The 19,126-nt window shown below is 36.7% G+C and carries 13 protein-coding genes and 1 tRNA gene; 4 read left to right on the top strand and 10 right to left on the bottom strand.

Features of this window, described 5'->3' with window-relative positions; genetic code table 11:
• Window positions 1-13: 13 nt before the first annotated feature.
• Entirely contained in the window at window positions 14-3,136 is a 3,123-nt protein-coding gene (locus ACPF9A_RS13505) for a TAT-variant-translocated molybdopterin oxidoreductase (RefSeq protein WP_423997717.1), read from the bottom strand.
• A gap of 35 nt (window positions 3,137-3,171) precedes the next feature.
• Window positions 3,172-4,542: a c-type cytochrome gene (locus tag ACPF9A_RS13500; RefSeq protein WP_423997715.1), complete on the bottom strand. Its 1,371-nt coding sequence runs from the start codon at window positions 4,540-4,542 to the stop codon at window positions 3,172-3,174.
• A 231-nt stretch (window positions 4,543-4,773) separates the two neighbouring features.
• Between ACPF9A_RS13500 and ACPF9A_RS13495 the strand changes: the two genes are divergently transcribed.
• On the top strand, window positions 4,774-5,145 hold the full coding sequence (locus ACPF9A_RS13495) for an SPOR domain-containing protein (protein WP_423997713.1): 372 nt from the start codon (window positions 4,774-4,776) through the stop codon (window positions 5,143-5,145).
• 54 nt (window positions 5,146-5,199) lie between these two features.
• On the opposite strand, the gene infB is transcribed toward ACPF9A_RS13495, so the two are convergent.
• The 3 genes from infB to rimP are packed head-to-tail and all read right to left on the bottom strand — an operon-like array spanning window position 5,200 to window position 9,822.
• On the bottom strand, window positions 5,200-8,073 hold the full coding sequence (infB, locus tag ACPF9A_RS13490) for a translation initiation factor IF-2 (protein ID WP_423997711.1): 2,874 nt from the start codon (window positions 8,071-8,073) through the stop codon (window positions 5,200-5,202).
• Between the two features lie 42 nt (window positions 8,074-8,115).
• The gene (gene nusA / locus ACPF9A_RS13485; RefSeq protein ID WP_423997709.1) at window positions 8,116-9,348 is read right to left on the bottom strand and encodes a transcription termination factor NusA; all 1,233 of its coding nucleotides are present in this window, start codon (window positions 9,346-9,348) and stop codon (window positions 8,116-8,118) included.
• A gap of 12 nt (window positions 9,349-9,360) precedes the next feature.
• Window positions 9,361-9,822 (bottom strand): ribosome assembly cofactor RimP, encoded by a 462-nt coding sequence (rimP, locus tag ACPF9A_RS13480; protein ID WP_423997707.1) that lies wholly within the window; start codon window positions 9,820-9,822, stop codon window positions 9,361-9,363.
• Window positions 9,823-10,042: 220 nt separating this feature from the next.
• Here rimP and ACPF9A_RS13475 point away from each other — a divergent pair, with 220 nt between their 5' ends.
• Window positions 10,043-11,368, top strand: coding sequence for a cation:proton antiporter (locus tag ACPF9A_RS13475; RefSeq protein ID WP_423997705.1), 1,326 nt, complete (start codon window positions 10,043-10,045; stop codon window positions 11,366-11,368).
• Between the two features lie 48 nt (window positions 11,369-11,416).
• On the opposite strand, the gene ACPF9A_RS13470 is transcribed toward ACPF9A_RS13475, so the two are convergent.
• Both ACPF9A_RS13470 and ACPF9A_RS13465 read right to left on the bottom strand, forming a co-directional pair.
• A complete protein-coding gene (locus tag ACPF9A_RS13470; RefSeq protein ID WP_423997703.1) occupies window positions 11,417-11,749 on the bottom strand; it encodes a hypothetical protein in 333 nt (110 codons plus the stop codon).
• Between the two features lie 253 nt (window positions 11,750-12,002).
• Window positions 12,003-12,073: transfer RNA gene (locus tag ACPF9A_RS13465), tRNA-Gln, on the bottom strand.
• A gap of 168 nt (window positions 12,074-12,241) precedes the next feature.
• Between ACPF9A_RS13465 and ACPF9A_RS13460 the strand changes: the two genes are divergently transcribed.
• Window positions 12,242-15,565, top strand: a complete 3,324-nt coding sequence (locus tag ACPF9A_RS13460) for a DUF2723 domain-containing protein (RefSeq protein WP_423997701.1) — start codon at window positions 12,242-12,244, stop codon at window positions 15,563-15,565.
• Between the two features lie 81 nt (window positions 15,566-15,646).
• Here ACPF9A_RS13460 and ACPF9A_RS13455 read toward each other — a convergent pair whose 3' ends face one another.
• The 3 genes from ACPF9A_RS13455 to ACPF9A_RS13445 all read right to left on the bottom strand — a co-directional run bounded on the left by ACPF9A_RS13455 (window position 15,647) and on the right by ACPF9A_RS13445 (window position 18,045).
• Window positions 15,647-15,943 carry a thioredoxin family protein gene (locus ACPF9A_RS13455; protein WP_423997699.1) on the bottom strand — a complete coding sequence of 99 codons (297 nt, stop codon included), beginning with the start codon at window positions 15,941-15,943 and terminating at the stop codon, window positions 15,647-15,649.
• Between the two features lie 92 nt (window positions 15,944-16,035).
• Window positions 16,036-17,265, bottom strand: coding sequence for a metallophosphoesterase (locus ACPF9A_RS13450; RefSeq protein ID WP_423997698.1), 1,230 nt, complete (start codon window positions 17,263-17,265; stop codon window positions 16,036-16,038).
• Between the two features lie 57 nt (window positions 17,266-17,322).
• Window positions 17,323-18,045, bottom strand: a complete 723-nt coding sequence (locus tag ACPF9A_RS13445) for a copper homeostasis protein CutC (protein WP_423997696.1) — start codon at window positions 18,043-18,045, stop codon at window positions 17,323-17,325.
• A 41-nt stretch (window positions 18,046-18,086) separates the two neighbouring features.
• Between ACPF9A_RS13445 and ACPF9A_RS13440 the strand changes: the two genes are divergently transcribed.
• A complete protein-coding gene (locus ACPF9A_RS13440) occupies window positions 18,087-19,073 on the top strand; it encodes an isoaspartyl peptidase/L-asparaginase family protein (protein WP_423997694.1) in 987 nt (328 codons plus the stop codon).
• Window positions 19,074-19,126 lie beyond the last annotated feature (53 nt).

The raw sequence follows: 19,126 nt of genomic DNA, 5'->3' as shown, positions 1-19,126 counted from the left end.
TTTCTTCTATTGTTTATGCTTCGTTGGTGTTTCTAACCTTAACGTGATAGAAAACATTTGGTTGAGTACCTACATGTTCCAATAAGTGGTACATACGGTCATTCGCTTTTAATTCTGCTACTTTACTCTTCTCATCATTAATATCACCAAATACAATGGCTCCATTACTACATGCAGAAGAACAAGCTGTTTGGAATTCTCCGTCAACAATAACACGCCCATCTCTTTTAGCATCAAGAATAGTTTTTTGTGTTTTTTGAATACACATAGAACATTTCTCGATAACACCTCTAGAACGAACATTTACATCTGGATTCAATACCATTTTACCCAAATCGTTATTCATATGGAAATCGAACTCATCATTGTTATTATACAAGAACCAGTTAAATCTACGCACTTTATATGGACAGTTGTTTGCACAATATCTTGTACCTACACATCTGTTATAAGCCATTTGATTCTGACCTTGTCTACCATGTGATGTTGCCGCTACTGGACAAACAGTTTCACAAGGTGCATGGTTACAGTGTTGACACATTACAGGTTGAAAAGCAACTTGAGGATTCGCGGAAGGATCTTCTAACTCCCCAAAACCGCCTAATGAACCAGCATCACCAAATAAGCCATCAAAACCATCTTTCTTCTCATTATCACCTTCAAAAGTTTCTTCTGAAGAATAATATCTATCGATACGCAACCAGTGCATATCTCTTGATTTTCTAACTTCTGCCTTACCAACAACTGGTACGTTATTTTCAGCATGACAAGCGATAACACATGAACCACAACCGGTACAAGCATTCAAATCGATCGACATATTAAAATGATGCCCGATGGTACGATCAAAGCTGTCCCACAAATCAACAGATGTCGCAGGAACCTCTTGGTGATCTAAAGAAACCATAGGAACCTCATTCCACTCAGCATGATTTTTAGTATTGAATATCTCTAAGGTAGTTTCCTTAATAATATCTCCTCTACCCATTAGGGTTTTATGTAATTGAATACAAGCAAACTCATGGTTACCTGCAACTTTTTCTACACTTACAGATTGATTAGCATTGAAACCATCATACAAAGCAAAGGCGTTAACCCCAGTTTGCATATCCTCTTTCAATCCTACCTTCTTACCGTAACCAAAAGAAAGACCTACAGTACCTTTTGCTTGACCTGGTTGAACTACAACCGGAACCTTCTCTAAACTAACACCATTAACTGTAAGTTTCACATAGCTACCGTCCATACCGCCATTAGCAACATTTACGTTCTCTACACCTAACTCAACGGCATCTGCTTTAGAAATAGTTACATAGTTATCCCAAGATACTCTTGAAATTGGATCGGGGAATTCTTGCAACCAAGGGTTACTTGCTTGCTGTCCATCACCCATACCAACTTTTGAATACAAGGTAAGCTCCATTCCATCACTAGTCGTATTTGCCAAACTACGAACAGCCGAAGCCATTGAAGTATTCGATACAACTTCGGTAGGCTCAAGCTCTGCAGCCACTACATTCTGAGCAGTACCCTCAGCGTTAACTACCATAGTGTCTGAACTGAAAACACCGTCTTGTAATGCTTGATTCCAACTAGCTCCATTTAAAACAGCGCTTGACCAAGTATCTTTTATATAATCGTAATACGTTTGCTCGCTTCCTAGTAATTCTAAAACTACTGTTTGGAACTGCTTTGTATCAAATAATTCTTTAATAGTAGGTTGCATTAAACTATAATGCCCCTTTTTAATTTCAATATCACCCCAAGATTCCAGGTAGTGATTCGTAGAACCTACGTACTGAACAGCTTCTGTAGTTTCGTTCCAGTTCGTAGAAAATGCTACGGTAAGATCTACTTTAGACAACCCTTCTTTGAAATCTGCAGCATTTGGCAAAGAATACACAGGATTTACCCCATCCATTAACAAAGCACCAACTCTACCTGCTTTCATATCGGCAATTAAAGCATTAACCGCTTTAACATTACCTTTTCTTATATATTTAGGCGCAGCAACATCGAATGCCTTACTAGCTAACATTTTGTTAATTGCTAAAACAACAGCTTGAGCATTAACATCATCTAAACCAGTTACAACAACTGCACTTGAACCCGCTTTCTTTATTTCTGTAGCTATAGAATCAACCAACACATCATACTCAGAAGTGTTACCACCCACTGAAGTACCCATTAGTTTCCCATATAATTTAGCCAGAACAACCTTTTGAGCACTTGGCTTCATAGCCACACGCTTATCTGCATTTGCACCGGTTAAAGACATATTCGCCTCTAACTGCAAGTGTCTTGACATTTTGCCATTCTTTGGTACACGACCTCTAGAATATCCTGCATCGTAACCACCTCCTTGCCAATCGGCAATAAAGTCAGCTCCAAAAGAAACTATAAGACCCGCTTTTTCGAAATCATAATCCGCTAAAGCACGCTCACCATATTTATTTTCGAATGCCGTTAAAGCAGCATCTTCAGAAATTGCGTCATAAGTAACATGAACAACATTTTCGTTAGCCGCTACCAAATCAGCCATAAGCCTATCAGTAGACGGACTTGCATATGTTTGCGTCAGTACAGCTATTTTTTTAGCCGAACCCTTAAGTCCACCCATTTTAGCTTTTACCGCTGCATTCAACACATCCCATTCAACAGGTTCACCATTAGCCATTGGCCCTTGTAATCTTGTACTATCATATAACGAAAGAACAGAACCTTGAACCCTTGCATTTGCCGAACCACCAATTTTAGCCAAGGTATTATTCTCAACTTTAATAGGACGACCTTCACGTGTTTTGATTAAGATACTTGCAAAATCAAATCCGTTAGCAATAGTTGTTGCATAATAATTAGCAACACCAGGCACTATATTTTCTGGCAATACCACATAAGGAATCGATTTTACAACCGGACCTTCACATGCTGCCAATGAAGCTGCTGCGGTACTAAACCCAACATACTTCAAGAAATCTCTACGATTTGTACTTGTATTAGACAAAGTTTCCTTGTCACCCAAGAAATCATCCACAGGAATCTGCTCTACAAATTCGTTCTGCTTTAGCGCCTCAACAATGGAATCGTTAGGATTTAACTCCGCCTCGTTCTTCCAATATTTTTTGTTTGATGCCATACGTATTATCTGTAATTAGCTTCTTTAAATTATTATTAATAGTGACATTTACCACATTCCAGTCCACCCAATTGAGCAGCTGTTAAATTCTCTACACCGTACTTCTTAGATAGCTCAGCATGAATTTTCTCGTAATACTCGTTACCTTCAACTTTCACGTTTGTTTCTCTATGACAGTCAATACACCACCCCATTGTTAATGGAGAGTATTGATACATAATTTCCATTTCTTCTACAGGACCGTGACAAGTTTGACATTCAACACCCGCAACAGAAACGTGCTGAGAGTGATTGAAATAAGCAAAATCAGGAAGGTTATGAATCCTAACCCATTCTACAGGTTGACTTTCGCCAGTATATTTCTGACCTTCTTCGTCCCAACCAACTGCCTTGTATAATTTCTTAATCTCACCTGTATAGAATTCGTTAGTATAACCATTTTCCAAATCTTCTTGCGAAGGACCTTCTGGATTACCGGTATACTCATAAATTGATTTATGACAATTCATACATACGTTTAGAGACGGAATACCTGAATGCTTAGAAACTCTTGCCGAAGAGTGACAGTACTTACACTCGATCTTATTATCACCTGCATGAATTTTATGTGAGTAATGAATTGGTTGAATAGGCGCGTAACCTTGGTCAACACCAACTTGCATCATCCAACCATAAGCAAAATAAGCACTACCTAACAATAAGACGATTGCAGTTACCAAAACCAAAAATTGATTTTGTGCAAAAGCTTTCCAAATTGGAGTTCTTTTTGCCGCTTTGTCTTTCTCAACAACAATACCGTTTGCCTGAGCTATACTTTGTAAAGTTTTATTCACTAACAACAACATAACCACCAACAAACCGAATACAAGCACCAAAGCACCTAAAATGATTTCGTTAGAAACACCAGCAGAACCACCAGTTGTAGCAGCAGTCTGAACATCACCTGCAACAGCGGCAGGTGCAGCAGCCGGAGCAGCAGCGGTATACGCTAATATATCGTCAATATCACTATTAGTTAACGTTGGAAAAGCTGTCATTGCAGCCTGGTTGTACTCTGCATAAATTTTGTTAGCATAAGCATCTCCTGATTTAATAACACCAGGACTATTCTTAATCCAAGCGTACAACCATTCTTTACCTAAGCCTTCATCTTCACTTAGCCTACTTTCTACATTTTCTAATGCAGGCCCGGTCATCTTACGATTCAACGCATGACAGGCAGCACAGTTCTGATTAAACAATGCCTTACCATTTTTAGCGTCTCCTGCACCAGCCGCTACCTCAGTAGTTGCAGCTTCGGCAGCAGGTTCATCCTGCGCTGTTAACGGACTTACAAAAAGCAAAAAAGCTATTAGGGATAAACCTAAAATTTTAGAAAACTGATTTCGGTTTGGAACCTTTTTCATATATCGAATATTTCTATCGGAATCTTGGCATGATTTTGGTCATAGATGAAACCAATTATAATCCACCAAATGCCTAAATCGAATACAAAAATACGACATAGACTTTATTCGCAAAATGTTAATGTATCTATAATTTACAATTTAGAAATATTCTAAATAGACCCTGATTTATTTGTTTGATCCTTAATAAATTACCTTTGTGTGTAACGGAAATAAAATTAAAAATAGGTTATGAAAATTCTAAGTACCATCGTAGTTTTTGCTTGTTTTGCTCACTTTAGCTATGCGCAAGGTGCAAATGTTAACATTGAACAAAACCCGAAAATTGACCAATTGCTAGAAATCTATAAATCTTCTCTAAGCAATAATGAATATTACAGAATACAGGTTGGTTTCGGAAACTACGCTAAAGCACAAGCCATAAAAGCAAATGTAGAAGAGGATTTTCCTGATTTGTCTTCGAAAATAGATTTCGACTCACCAACATACAGAGTTAGAGTAGGTAGGTTTACTTCTAAATTAGATGCAGAACGAAAGTTTAAAGAGGTAAGAATAAAGTACCCTGACGCTATGTTATTAAAACCAAAAAAATCGACCAAATAGGTCGATTTTTTTTTGCTTATTTTCATGAGGGATATAAATATCACCTTTTAGAATCTATTTAGATTTTAACTTCTTCTTTACAGCAACTTCTTGGAAAGCCTCTACAATATCACCTTCAATGATATCATTGTAGTTTTTAACTTGAAGTCCACAGTCATATCCTTTTGCAACTTCTCTAACATCATCTTTAAATCGTTTCAATGAAGATAATGTACCAGTGTATATTACAACACCATCACGTATTAATCGAATATTAGAATTTCTAAAGATTTTTCCACTAGTAACCATACAACCTGCAATAGTACCAATTTTGGAAATCTTGAATGTTTCTCTTATCTCAGCTGTACCAGAAATCTCTTCTTTCATTTCAGGAGACAACATACCTTCCATTGCATCTTTAAGATCATTAATCGCAGCATATATAATAGAATACATACGTATATCAATTTCCTCTTTCTCAGCAATCGCTTTAGCATTACCCATTGGTCTTACATTAAAACCAATAATAACTGCATCTGAAGCAGAAGCTAACAGGACATCTGATTCTGTAATAGGACCAACTGCTTTATGAATAATATTTACTTGAATTTCATCGGTAGATAATTTCTGGAAAGAATCTGTAAGCGCTTCAACAGAACCATCAACATCACCTTTAAGAATAATGTTAAGTTCTTTGAAATCACCCAAGGCGATTCTACGTCCGATTTCATCAAGTGTAATATGACGTTGCGTTCTAACAGACTGCTCACGTTGTAATTGAGATCTTCTTGAAGCAATTTGCTTAGCCTCACGTTCATCTTCTAAAACGTAGAACTTATCACCAGCTTGTGAAGCACCATCAAGACCTAATATAGATATTGGCGTAGACGGTCCGGCTTCTTTTACGATATTACCTCTTTCATCTTGCATTGCCTTAATCTTACCACTAGTGGTACCAGCCAATACATAATCTCCAATTTTAAGTGTTCCAGACTGTACTAAAACAGTAGAAACATATCCTTTACCTTTATCTAAGAAAGCTTCTACAACCGTACCTGTAGCTTTTTTATTAGGATTTGCTTTTAACTCTAACAACTCAGCCTCAAGCAATACTTTTTCTAATAACTCTTTTACACCTAAACCAGTTTTGGCAGAAATATCGTGTGATTGTATTTTACCACCCCAATCTTCTACTAACAAGTTCATTTGAGCTAAACCTTCTTTAATCTTATCGGGGTTAGCTGTAGACTTATCAATTTTATTTATCGCAAATATAATTGGCACACCAGCAGCTTGCGCATGGCTAATTGCCTCTTTCGTTTGCGGCATAATATCATCATCGGCAGCAACTACAATAATTGCAATATCGGTAACTTGAGCTCCCCTAGCTCGCATCGCGGTAAACGCCTCGTGACCAGGTGTATCTAAGAAAGCGATCCGCTCTCCTTTTTCTAAAGTAACACCGTATGCACCAATGTGCTGTGTAATACCACCACTTTCACCTGCAATAACATTTTCTTCACGAATGTAATCCAATAAAGATGTTTTACCATGATCCACGTGACCCATTACCGTTACAATAGGAGCTCTATGTTTTAAATCTTCAGGAGCATCTTTCTCTTCAACGATACTTTCTTCAATATCTGCAGTAACGAAATCTACCTCATAACCAAATTCTTCAGCAACGATAGACAATGTTTCAGCATCTAAACGCTGATTCATAGTTACCATAATACCTAAAGACATACAGGCAGAAATAATCTCTGTAGTAGAAACACCCATCATCGTTGCAACTTCAGTTGCAGTAACGAACTCAGTTACTTTAAGAACCTTGTTCTCTAATTCTTGTTGCTCAAGATCTTTTTCTGTTTGCTCACGGTGTTGATCTCTTTTGCTTCTTCTATACTTAGCACCCTTACCCTTCTTTGATTTACCTTGCAGTTTCTCTAGGGTTTCACGTACTTGTTTTTGTACATCTTCTTCAGTAGGCTCAACCTTTGCAACTGGTGCAAATCTTCCTCTACCTTTATTTCTATCAACCGCATTACCAGTACGAGGAGCTGAACCAGTACCCGAACCCGGACCTCTAGTTTGCCCAGGACCTGAAGGATTCTTAGTTACAATTCTTCTACGTCTCTTTTTACGATCAATACCAGCTTTATCGGCCGGTTTTTTCTCTTCTTTCTTTTTCTTAGGCTTCTCAAACTTGCTAAGATCGATTTTCTCACCAGCAATTTTAGGACCAGTCAACTTTTTGTATTGAGTTTCTATAGTTGTCGGTGCTTCTGGTTCAGGAGCAACTTCTACTACAGGTTCTTTAGGCTTTTCAGCTTTAACCTCTACCTTTTTAACTTCCTCAGCTTTTGGCGCCTCTACTTTCGGAGTCTCAGCTTTTGGCTGCTCTTTAGATACCTCAGGCTTTTTAACCCCTTGAGATATTATCTTTGGACCTGGTAAAACAACCTTTCGGGTTTCTTTAATCTCTACTACAGGAGCAGTTTTTTCTTCAACCGTAGGCACTGCCTTTACCTCTACTTTCGGAGTTTCCTTAACAGGAGCTTCTTCAACCTTTTTCTTAGGATTCAGGTCAATTTTACCCACCATTTTAGGTCCGGCAAGTTCAACTTTACTAACCAAAGTTTTATCATCAGTTTCAGAGTTTCTTCGCTCACGGGACAAGCGACGATCTTCTTGTTCTTTTTCTAATCGAACTCGAATTGCCTCTTTTTCCTTACGTTTCTCCTCACCAACTTCCTTTGATGCCACTTTTTTACTCTTATCCGTCTGGAATTCGTCAAGCAAAACCTGATAAACATCATCGGAAATTTTTGTGGTAGGCCTCGCTTCCACATCATGTCCTTTTCCGTTAAGAAAATCCACTGCCCTATCCAAGGAAATATTAAGTTCACGAAGAACTTTATTAAGCCTTATTTTCGCATTGTCTGCCATAAATACTGATTCCCGTTCTTTTATTTAAGTGCTAATATATAGCTAATCTTCTAATTCTTCTTTTAGGATACGCACAACTTCTAAAATTGTTTCCTCTTCTAAATCTGTACGTTTCACCAAATCGGCAACATCTTGTTCTAAGACGCTACGAGCGGTATCAAAACCGATCTTCTTGAATTCTTCAATAATCCAAGCATCTATTTCATCAGAGAATTCTGTTAATTCAACATCTTCCTCGACTCCTTCACGGAATACATCTATCTCATAACCAGTCAATTGACCAGCTAATCTAATATTGTGCCCACCTCTACCAATTGCCTTAGACACCTCTTCAGGCTTTAAGTAAACTTGTGCCGTTTTCTTCTCTTCGTTTAACTTAACCGAAGAAACTCTTGCAGGACTCAATGCTCTGGTCACTAACAATTGTGGGTTAGCCGTCCAATTAATAACATCGATATTTTCATTACCTAATTCACGAACAATACCATGAATTCTTGATCCTTTCATACCCACACAGGCACCAACTGGATCAATACGATCATCATAAGAGTCTACAGCAACCTTAGCCTTTTCACCTGGTATTCTTACTACTTTCTTAACAGTAATTAAACCATCGAAAACCTCTGGAATTTCTTGAAAGAATAATTGCTCCAAGAATTTAGGTGAACTTCTAGACATTATAATGGTAGGTTTTGCACCTTTCAATTCTACACTTTCAATAATACCTCTTACATTATCTCCTTTTCTGAAAAAATCAGAAGGTATTTGTCTGTCTTTTGGTAAAATAATCTCGTTACCCTCGTCATCTAACAAAATAATCGCCTTATGACGAATATGATGTACCTCTGCCGTATAAATCTCGCCCTCTAAATCTTTAAAGTGCTTATATATCGTTGTATTATCATGCTCATGAATCTTAGAAATAAGATTTTGACGTAATGCCAAAATAGCCCTTCTTCCAAGATCGATCAATTTAACTTCTTCAGACACATCTTCACCAACTTCAAAATCTGGCTCAATTTTACGAGCTGCAGTTAATGAAATTTCTTCATTTGGCTCTTCGACCTCACCATCGTTAACAACAATACGGTTCCTCCAAATTTCTAAATCCCCTTTATCTGGGTTGATAATTATATCGAAGTTATCATCTGAACCAAACTTCTTTTTCAGCGCATTTCTAAAAACATCTTCCAAAATGGCCATCAATGTCACCCTATCTATGAACTTATCGTCCTTAAACTCTGAGAAAGATTCAATTAACGCAATATTCTCCATTGGTAATTACAATTAAAATTTTAATACAACTTTCGCTTTAATAATATCTGAAAAATTTACTTCTTCTTTTTTCTGAACCGTTACCTTACCTTTTCCTACGGGTTTAGGTACTCTGGCTTTCCACTCTAAAATAATAGAGTCATCTTTTACTTCGGTCAAATCTCCCTCAAACTTATCATCGTTCGTACGAACTTCAAGCTTTCTGCCAATATTCTTTAAATATTGACGCGGCATTACCAATGGCGCTGCTGCACCAGCGGATGCTACCTCAAGAGAAAAATCGTACTCTTCACGATTTATATTATTTTCAATAGCCCTACTTATTTTTATACAATCGTTAACCGTAACCCCCTGGTCACCGTCTATTACAACATGAATGCCATTATCAGCACCCATTGCGAATTCGATTAAAAATAGAGAGGGGTCTTCTTGAAGACCTTGTTCCAATAATTCTTTTACTTTTTCCTTTAGCATAAATAATAAGTAATAAAAGAGGGGACTAATTGTCCCCTCATGAATACTTTTATATCCTTTCAGCTTTGCAAATATACAACAATTTTAATTTCCTACAATAGCCTATTTACACCTAATTCATTCACTATTAAAAGAATCAAATAAAATAGTAGCGAAAGAAAAAACAACCTATTTTAAAAATTATCTTATTTTTATCCAAACACCAACCAAAAACTACATAATGGAAATTCTTTCATCTTACAACCTTATTATAGGAGCCTCTTTAATAGTTGTGCTATCTTTTTTCTTTAACGGCATATCTAAAAAGACTAACATACCTGCCGTACTCATGCTTATTGTTTTAGGTATACTTATTAAAATCGGACTCGAATTCTTTATACCAGAAATACCCGACTTTAAGGGTTCTTTAGAAATATTAGGAACGGTAGGTCTTATAATGATTGTTTTAGAAGCCGCCTTAGAACTTGAACTGAAAAGAGAAAAATTATGGCCAATACTTAAATCTATGGCCATCGCACTAATAGGACTTGTAGCTTCTGCATACATAGCCGCTTTAATACTTTATCAATTTATACCCAATATGACCATGCAATCTGCTTGGCTTTACGCTACACCGTTATCCATATTATCTAGCGCTATAATTATACCTAGCGTAGGCGGACTGAGCGAAGAGAAAAAAGAATTCCATATCTACGAGAGTACCTTTTCAGACATTATGGGCATAATGATGTTCTACTTTTTAACTGGCAAATTGAACCCTACAGAAGACACCGGTGCAGCTGGTTTCGGAATTAATATAATTATAACCATTGTAATCGCATTGGTCGCCAGTTACGCTATCATACTCGTTTTTCAACGCATAAAAAGTCAAGCTAAATTATTCCTACTTATTTCTGTTTTGCTTTTACTATACGCCATTGGCAAGAAAATGCACCTATCATCTTTAATCATTATTCTTGTTTTTGGTTTAATTGTAAAAAATGTAAATCTGTTCTTCCCCGGAAAAACTAAAATATTTTTAGAGAAAGAACGGATGCAACAAATCTATCATGAACTGCACATTGTTACCCTAGAAACAGCATTTGTAGTACGCACTTTCTTCTTTGTAATTTTTGGGATTACTATTATATTGTCATCACTACTAAGCATTAACGTAGCCATTGTCAGCTTACTGATTATAGCCTCTATCTACATTATACGCTTTTTAGTACTAATTGTTTTTGTTGGTAAAGATATGCTTCCGCAATTATTTATAGCACCAAGAGGATTAATAACGGTATTATTATTCTACGCAATACCAATGGAAGCACAAATTGAAGGTTTTGACTCGGGCATTCTATTATTTGTAATTATTGCCACCAGCTTAGTAATGACATGGGCAATGATTCGAGACAAACGCAAAATGGGAACTATGCTTGACGAAATAGACGAAGAGATCACTGAAAGAAATTTAGCAGAAGATGCCCTTAGAGAATCCGAATCCCAAGAACTATTAGAACAAGAAAACGAAAAACCACCACAGAATAATGCTGAAGACAGTATTTAAAATATCTCTAAGTTATAGCCAAATAGCATGGCCAAATAAGTGAATAATTTATTGAGGTAAAAAAGAAGCCTGCATCTCAACCTGATCACTATGCGCTTGAGGCTCTAAATCACCTAAGCTATCCACTTCTTTACGAAAGCGAAGAATCATCAAAGTATCTAATTGTTGGTCGATACTATCTTTTAACACCCTCCAATTAGTTGAATTCATTTTGTTGTTATACTCCATGATTTTATTGAAGCGATCTAAATTATAGCGATTTGCCCTATAGGCATGAGCAGTGCTTTCTTCGTGTTTTAGATCCTGCATATAGAATCCTATGCCAAAGCCTAGTAAAACAACGACTAATAAAATCTTTAAAACTTTTGGAGAGAGTTTCATAGGGTTAAGTTATTTAGGGTACTAAAGTAAATAATAACATAATCGAAATGGTTTCTTTTCCGATGAATTTGTAACGTTATCGGTTTAAATGTACAAAAATACTTACGCACAATTAACCATTTCTTCACATTAAGTCTTTACCTACGTATGTATGGCAAAGAACTAATATTAAAAAGACTTTTAAAATGACATAGGTCATAAAAACAAAAATCCCGATATCAAAATGATATCAGGATTTTTTTTGTTCTCTTAGTTGGCCCACAAGGACTCGAACCTTGAATGACGGTACCAAAAACCGAAGTGTTACCATTACACCATGGGCCAATACCTTTTTAAGAGGCTGCAAATTTAAAACAAAGTTTTGTTTCACCAAACATTTTTTAAAGTAAAAATGAAAAAAATCTTCTTTACCCATGTTAAAGGTTTATAAAAATAGTTCATTCCTTTCTATATTAATTAGTAAATTCGCCACTTAGGTTTAACCCAAGCTTCATGTTTTCAAAGAACTACCACAAGTGGGACACCATATTAGGATGGTCCGTATTTTTCATAGCACTTATTACATACTATATTACCGTTGAACCAACCAATAGTTTTTGGGATGCAGGGGAGTATATAGCAACAGCTGCCAAGCTTCAAGTGGGTCACCCACCAGGAGCACCTCTACTACAAATGATAGGTGCATTCTTTGCCATGTTCGCTCTAGAACCTAGTCAGGTAGCCATGATGGTCAACCTTGTATCTGGAGTTTCAAGTGCATTTACCATTTTATTTATGTTCTGGACGATTACGAACATCACCAGAAAATTAATCGATAAAGATGGTCCGTTTACAAATAGTAAGGCAATTGCAGTTTTCGGTAGTGCTTTAGTCGGCTCGCTTGCATTTACCTATTCTGATAGTTTTTGGTTCAATGCCGTAGAAACAGAAGTGTATGCCATGGCGAGTTTTATAATGGCTTTATTACTTTGGATGGGCTTAAAATGGACCGATAATCTAGATGACCCGCGCGGCAATAGATGGATCGTATTGATCTCTTTCGTAGTTGGTCTAACCTTTGGCATTCAATTTATGGGCTTTTTAGCCATACCATCAATCGGATTATTATACTACTTTAAAACCTACAAAAAGACAACTGTAAAGAACTTTTTACTAGCGAATATTATTGTTATTGCAATTTTAATGCTGGTCTATAAATTTTCACTTACCTATATTCTTCAACTTTTCGGTTGGGGTGAAGTATTTTTTATTAATAGTATAGGTCTACCATTTAACTCTGGATCCATAATTATTGGTCTGGTGTTTATCGCTACTTTTTACTTCGGTTTAAACTATACTCGCAAAAATAATTATAGAACCGGCAATACAATTGTTTTGTGTTTGATGTTTTTATTCTTAGGCTTTTCGTCATGGTTAATGCTGCCAATTAGAGCAAATGCGAAAGTTGTTATCAACGAGAACAATCCAGAAGATGCACGTGCACTTTTAGCATATTATAACAGGGAACAATACCCTGGTGTTGATAGCCCGGTATATGGTACGTATTATTCAGATATGTTTGCCGAGGCAGGTGAAAAACAAGACGGTAAGCCAAAGTATGAGAAAGATTATACACTTGGTAAATATATTATTGTAAATAAATATGTTGATGCCGTTCAAGGTCCTAATCCAAAACACCAAGGTCTATTACCTAGAATGTGGAGTTCGCAAAACGCAGAGAACTACATGCGCTATTTTGGCGCTTTAGATTTTAAAATTACTCAGCCGAATCAAGAATTAAGACAAGCTGCAGAACAGGTGAAAACAGGGTTTGCAAATGGTGAAATTGGAGCAGATCAATACATCAGCTTTTTAAAGCGTTTCGATGAGTATATAGAAGTACAGCCACCGACCTTATGGGACAACGTTAAATACATGGTAGAATTTCAATTCAACTATATGTACTTACGCTACTTTATGTGGAATTTTGTTGGCAAGCAAAATGACGTTCAAGGTCGATATAATGAAAATGGAAACTGGCTAAGCGGCATAAATGCAATTGACAGTATGCGATTAGGCAGTCAAGAAAACCTACCAAGCGACATACAAAATAATCCAGGAAGAAATACCTATTTCTTCTTACCTCTTATTTTAGGTATCATCGGCATCGTTTTTCAACTTTCAAAAGACAAAAAACAGTTTTGGGTATTATTGATTTTCTTTCTTTTTACAGGTTTAGCTATTCAATTTTATACCAATCCGGGAATTTTTCAACCTCGCGAGCGTGATTATTCATTAGTTGGATCGTTCTACATATTTGCTCTTTGGATAGGCTTAGGAGTGTACGGACTTTACGATAGCTTTAAAGATTGGATTACTCCTAAAATATTGGCTCCGGCAGTGGTTGTAATTACCCTATTAGCTGTACCAACGGTAATGGCGGTTCAAAACTGGGACGACCATGATAGATCTGGCAGATTCACTGCAAATTCATCTGCAAAAGCATATTTAGACTCTTGCCAAAAAGATGCAGGCGCTATCTTATTTACTATTGGCGATAATGATACTTTCCCTATTTGGTATGCACAAGAAATTGAAAACTACAGAACAGATGTACGTATAGTATGTACCAGTCTTTTTGAAACAGATTGGTATGTAGATCAAATGAAGGTTGCCGCATATGAAAGTGCGCCGATACCTTCACAGATTTCGCATGTAAAATATAGATGGGGCTCAAGAGATGTACTGTATCACCAAGGTATTACTGAAAACAGGTGGCCAATTAAAGATTTTATCAATTGGATCGATAGTGACAAACCTAGAACAAAATATAAATATCTACTTGAACAGAATGGTGCCGATTTAAGTCAGTACCCAGAAGAGATTCAAAATATGGTCTACTATCCTACCAATAAAATTAGGGTGCCTGTAAACAAGCAAAATGTTTTAAGCAGCGGTTTGGTGAAAGAAAAAGACGCCGATCTTATAGTAGAGTACATAGATATTGAGCTACCAGGTGCAATTACGAAAAAGAGTATGATGATGCTTGACATTCTAGCGAACAATGACTGGAAACGTCCATTATACTTCTCAGGCGGTAGTTTTGACGATGCTGAATACCTTTGGATGAAAGATTACCTACAATTAGATGGTTTAGCCTACAAACTAGTACCTATTCGTACAGAAAGACCAAACGCTTTTGAACTAGGCCGTATCGATACCGATCTAATGTACGACATCGTAAAAGGATGGGATTGGGGTAACGCTGGCGGCGATATTTACCACGATACACAAACACGTATACAGAGTGTGTCTTTCAGAGGTAACTTGGCTCGTTTAACAGAACAATTGATCAAGGAGAACAAAATCGACAAGGCGAAAGATATTATTGAAATATCATTAACAAATATGCCTGTTGATAAATTTGGGTATTACACTTTAATAGAACCATTTATAGATGGTTATTATAAGGTTGGTGAAAGTCAAAAAGCACGTGCATTGTTCGAAAAACTTAAAAAGAAGTATCAAGAGCGATTAGAATATTATGCTTCTACAAGTTTAGATGAACAATACAGCAATATTGATGATATTATTGCAGACATGGAGGCTTACAGACGTAATATAGACATCATTATCACTAATGATAGCGAAGATATTGCAGAGAAAGAAACGCTAATATTTAACGAGTACATCGATAAATTTCAACACTTCTATAAAGATGAAGATGATATGGGCATGCCAGAAGATGCATTACAGGCTGACCCAGATATGATAGACACTATGCCGGTATCTGATTCTATTTTACCAGACAACACCAAAACAGACATCATAGAATAATAGTCGTTATTTAAAATAAGGCACAAGAAAAAGCTTTGAGTTTGCACTCAAAGCTTTTTTTATTTTAAAAATAACTGAAGTTTAGATGTATTCTTTAAGAATACCAATAAGAGTATTAGCATCTTGCTCACCACTTTGGCGCCATACCATTTCACCTTTTTTATAAATCATAAGCGTAGGTAGACCTTTAACTCGCAAAGCTTGAGAAAGCTCTTTATTCTTGTCCACATCAATCTTAATTACCTTACCTCTATCACCTAAAGCTGCAGCCACATCTCTTAGTACTGGATGCATTGCGGTCGACTGTTCGTTCCACTCTGCATAAAAATCCAGAAGAACGGGTACCTTTAAATCTATTAGCTCACCAAATTTGGACATATAAAATGCTTTTCTATGTTAGCCAAATGTAATAAAAATTGTTAAAATACTACTCCTAGCAACCCAATTGTAATTGTGTAAAAGGGTTAAAATCATGTTAACGCCTTTTTCTTGAGTGTTATTACGGTGATTTCAGGCCAAATTCCTACTCTGCCCGGGTATCCTAAAAATCCGAAACCTCTGTTTACATTAATAAATTGACCCATTTCTTTATAGATACCTGCCCAATAAGGATATCTCCATTTTACAGGGCTCCACTTAATCCACCCAGGTATTTCGATACCAAACTGCATACCGTGTGTATGACCGCTTAAGGTTAAATGATAATGATAGGCATCTTGAATCACTTCCATTTCCCAGTGCGATGGATCATGGCTCATTAATATTTTAAAATCATCGGCATTAATCTTTGAAGCCGCTTTTTTAAGATCACCGGCTTTTTTGAATCCGCCTTTACCCCAATTCTCAACTCCAACCAATGCAATTTTATCATCTCCTTTTTGCAAGTACCTATGCTCATTAAGCAGCAGATCAAAACCCATTTCTTTTTGCAACGTTTTTAGGTCTTCTAAATTCTGATGTTTTAGTTCTTCTGTATCCCAAGGGATGTAGTCACCGTAATCATGATTTCCTAAAACTGAAAACTTTCCATCTTTAGCTTCGAGGGTACTGAACAAATCTGCCCAAGGCAACATTTCAGAAGTCATATTATTGACCATATCACCAGTAAACAACAAAACATCACTTTTTTGCTTATTGATTAAGTCAACACCATATTCTATCATCTTTCTATCATCAAAACTACCGCTGTGTATATCTGAAATTTGAGTGATTCTATACCCATCAAAACTATCGGGAAGATCATCGAACTCTAAATCGTATTTCAAGACTTTGAAATTATATTTCCCTTTGTACATTCCGTATAGTAGTGCCCCAAAAGGTACGGCAGCAATACCTAAAGCTATTAAACTTAAAAATCGTCTTCTAGCAGGTAATCCGAATTGCTTTTCTTCTCCAAATAATTTTTGATACAAACCAGAAATAAGGCGATACATATCTTCAGAAAACAAGAAAATAATGGTGATGATATTGAAAGTCAACATGGTCAACAAAAACCCGAAAGCATAACTTTTAGGTATACTTAAAACACGACCTGTTTCTTCACCAATAGAGAATTGATATATAAAATTGATCATGACAACCAGAGAGATTGCAATATAGATCCAAGACCACCACGGTTGTTTAGTAATTGTTTTTAAGGCTTGAAGCACATAAAAACTTAAAGCAACATAAGCTATAACAAAAAGAACCCAACGTATCATGAAATAATTTTTAACAAAGATATCTGTATAACAGCGGTATGCGTGCTCATTTGCATTTTATTTAACCTCGGCAATCACTTCCTTAATATTTTTTAATTGCGTTACGGCAATATGATCATCACTTAAAAAGCCTTCTGAATTCATAGAAATTAACGGTTTCTTAGCCAATGTTTGCATCATAGCTGTACCAGATAAATGAACCGCACTAAAACCCATTTCTTTAAAACTGGCAACATTGCTGGCATTAACACCTGAACCAGGCATAATTTGAACAGTCTTGGTTTTACTTTTTAATTCGGATAAGAAATCAATACCTAGCGGAGCAGATTTCTGTTGACCAGATGATAATATATAATCTACTTGCATTGCTTCAAGTTGTTCTAAAGCTTCCGACGGATTCAAAATCCAATCGAACGCCCTATGAAAGGTGAATTTTAAATTGCCAGCCGCAGTCTTCAGCTTTTGGGTTTGTACAACATCCAAAGAAAAATCATTCAAAAGAACTCCCGATACAATTCCATCAAAACCCAATTCAACACATAATTCAATATCAGAAAGCATGATATTCAATTCATTAATCGTATAAGTAAAATCTCCGCTACGTGGTCTAATCAACACATGAACCGGAATAGTTACCTGTTCTTTCACAGCCTTCAACAATCCGTAAGAAGGAGTTAATCCGCCTACTGCCAATTCTAAACATAACTCAATACGGTCTGCACCAGCACGTTCGGCAACCAAGGCAGATTCTAAAGAATTAGCACAAACTTCTACTATCATATTGCTATATTTAAGGTCATTAAAAGTAAAGAACCAAACCCATGAAAAGAAGAAAGTTTCTAAGAAATTCTACTACCGCAGCTGCAGGTATAGTATCGGTACCATTATTAGCTTCATTCAAAGATGAAACTACAGAAAAAATAAGCAGCAAAGCTGGTATTATACCGATAGCAATTTGCACATGGGATTTTGGAAATGCGACTGCCAAAGCATGGGAAGTTTTAGAAAAAGGCGGCAATGCTCTTGATGCCGTTCACCAAGGTGTTATGGTCGAAGAAAACGATTTAAACAACAGTACAGTTGGTAATGGCGGCAGACCAGATAGAGATGGCAATGTTACTTTAGACGCCTGTATTATGGACAAAGATGGCAATTGTGGCGCTGTACTTGCCATGCAAAATATAGCAAACCCAATTTCGGTTGCCAGAAAAGTGATGGAGGAAACTCCACATGTAATGCTAGCAGGCAAAGGAGCCGAACAATTTGCATACGAGCAGGGTTTTGAGAAAACAAATCTGTTAACTAAAGAATCAAAACAAGCTTGGGAAGAGTGGAAAAAAACATCGCAGTATAAGCCTATCATAAACATTGAAAATCACGATACTATTGGTATGCTAGCAATCGATGCCGATGGAGATATTGCAGGTGCTTGTACCACTAGCGGAATGGCATATAAAATGGCTGGTAGAGTTGGCGATTCGCCTATTATTGGTGCCGGACTTTTCGTTGACAATGAAGTTGGTGGAGCTACAGCAACAGGCGTTGGCGAAGAAGTGGTTAGAACCGTTGGAAGTTTCTTAATTGTTGAATTAATGCGACAAGGCAAATCGCCACAAGAAGCATGTGAAGAAGGGGTAAAACGCATCATCGCAAAAAATAAGGACAAACAAGATTTTCAAATTGGGTTTATCGCAATCAATAAAAAAGGAGAAACTGGCGGCTACTGTATTCACCCAGGATTCAGTTATAGAACCTACACTAAAGAAGGTCACATCAACAACCCATCAGGTAGTTATTTAAAAAGTTAAAAACTTTTATTAAAAATCTTACAAATGGCGTAGTTTTTGATTTCTGCTTTTCC

It is taken from the genome of Maribacter sp. IgM3_T14_3 (genome assembly GCF_049603095.1).
Classification (GTDB): Bacteria; Bacteroidota; Bacteroidia; order Flavobacteriales; family Flavobacteriaceae; genus Maribacter.
The sequence above is the reverse complement of the archived record's forward strand: the minus strand, read 5'-3'. Positions and strand labels throughout refer to the sequence as shown.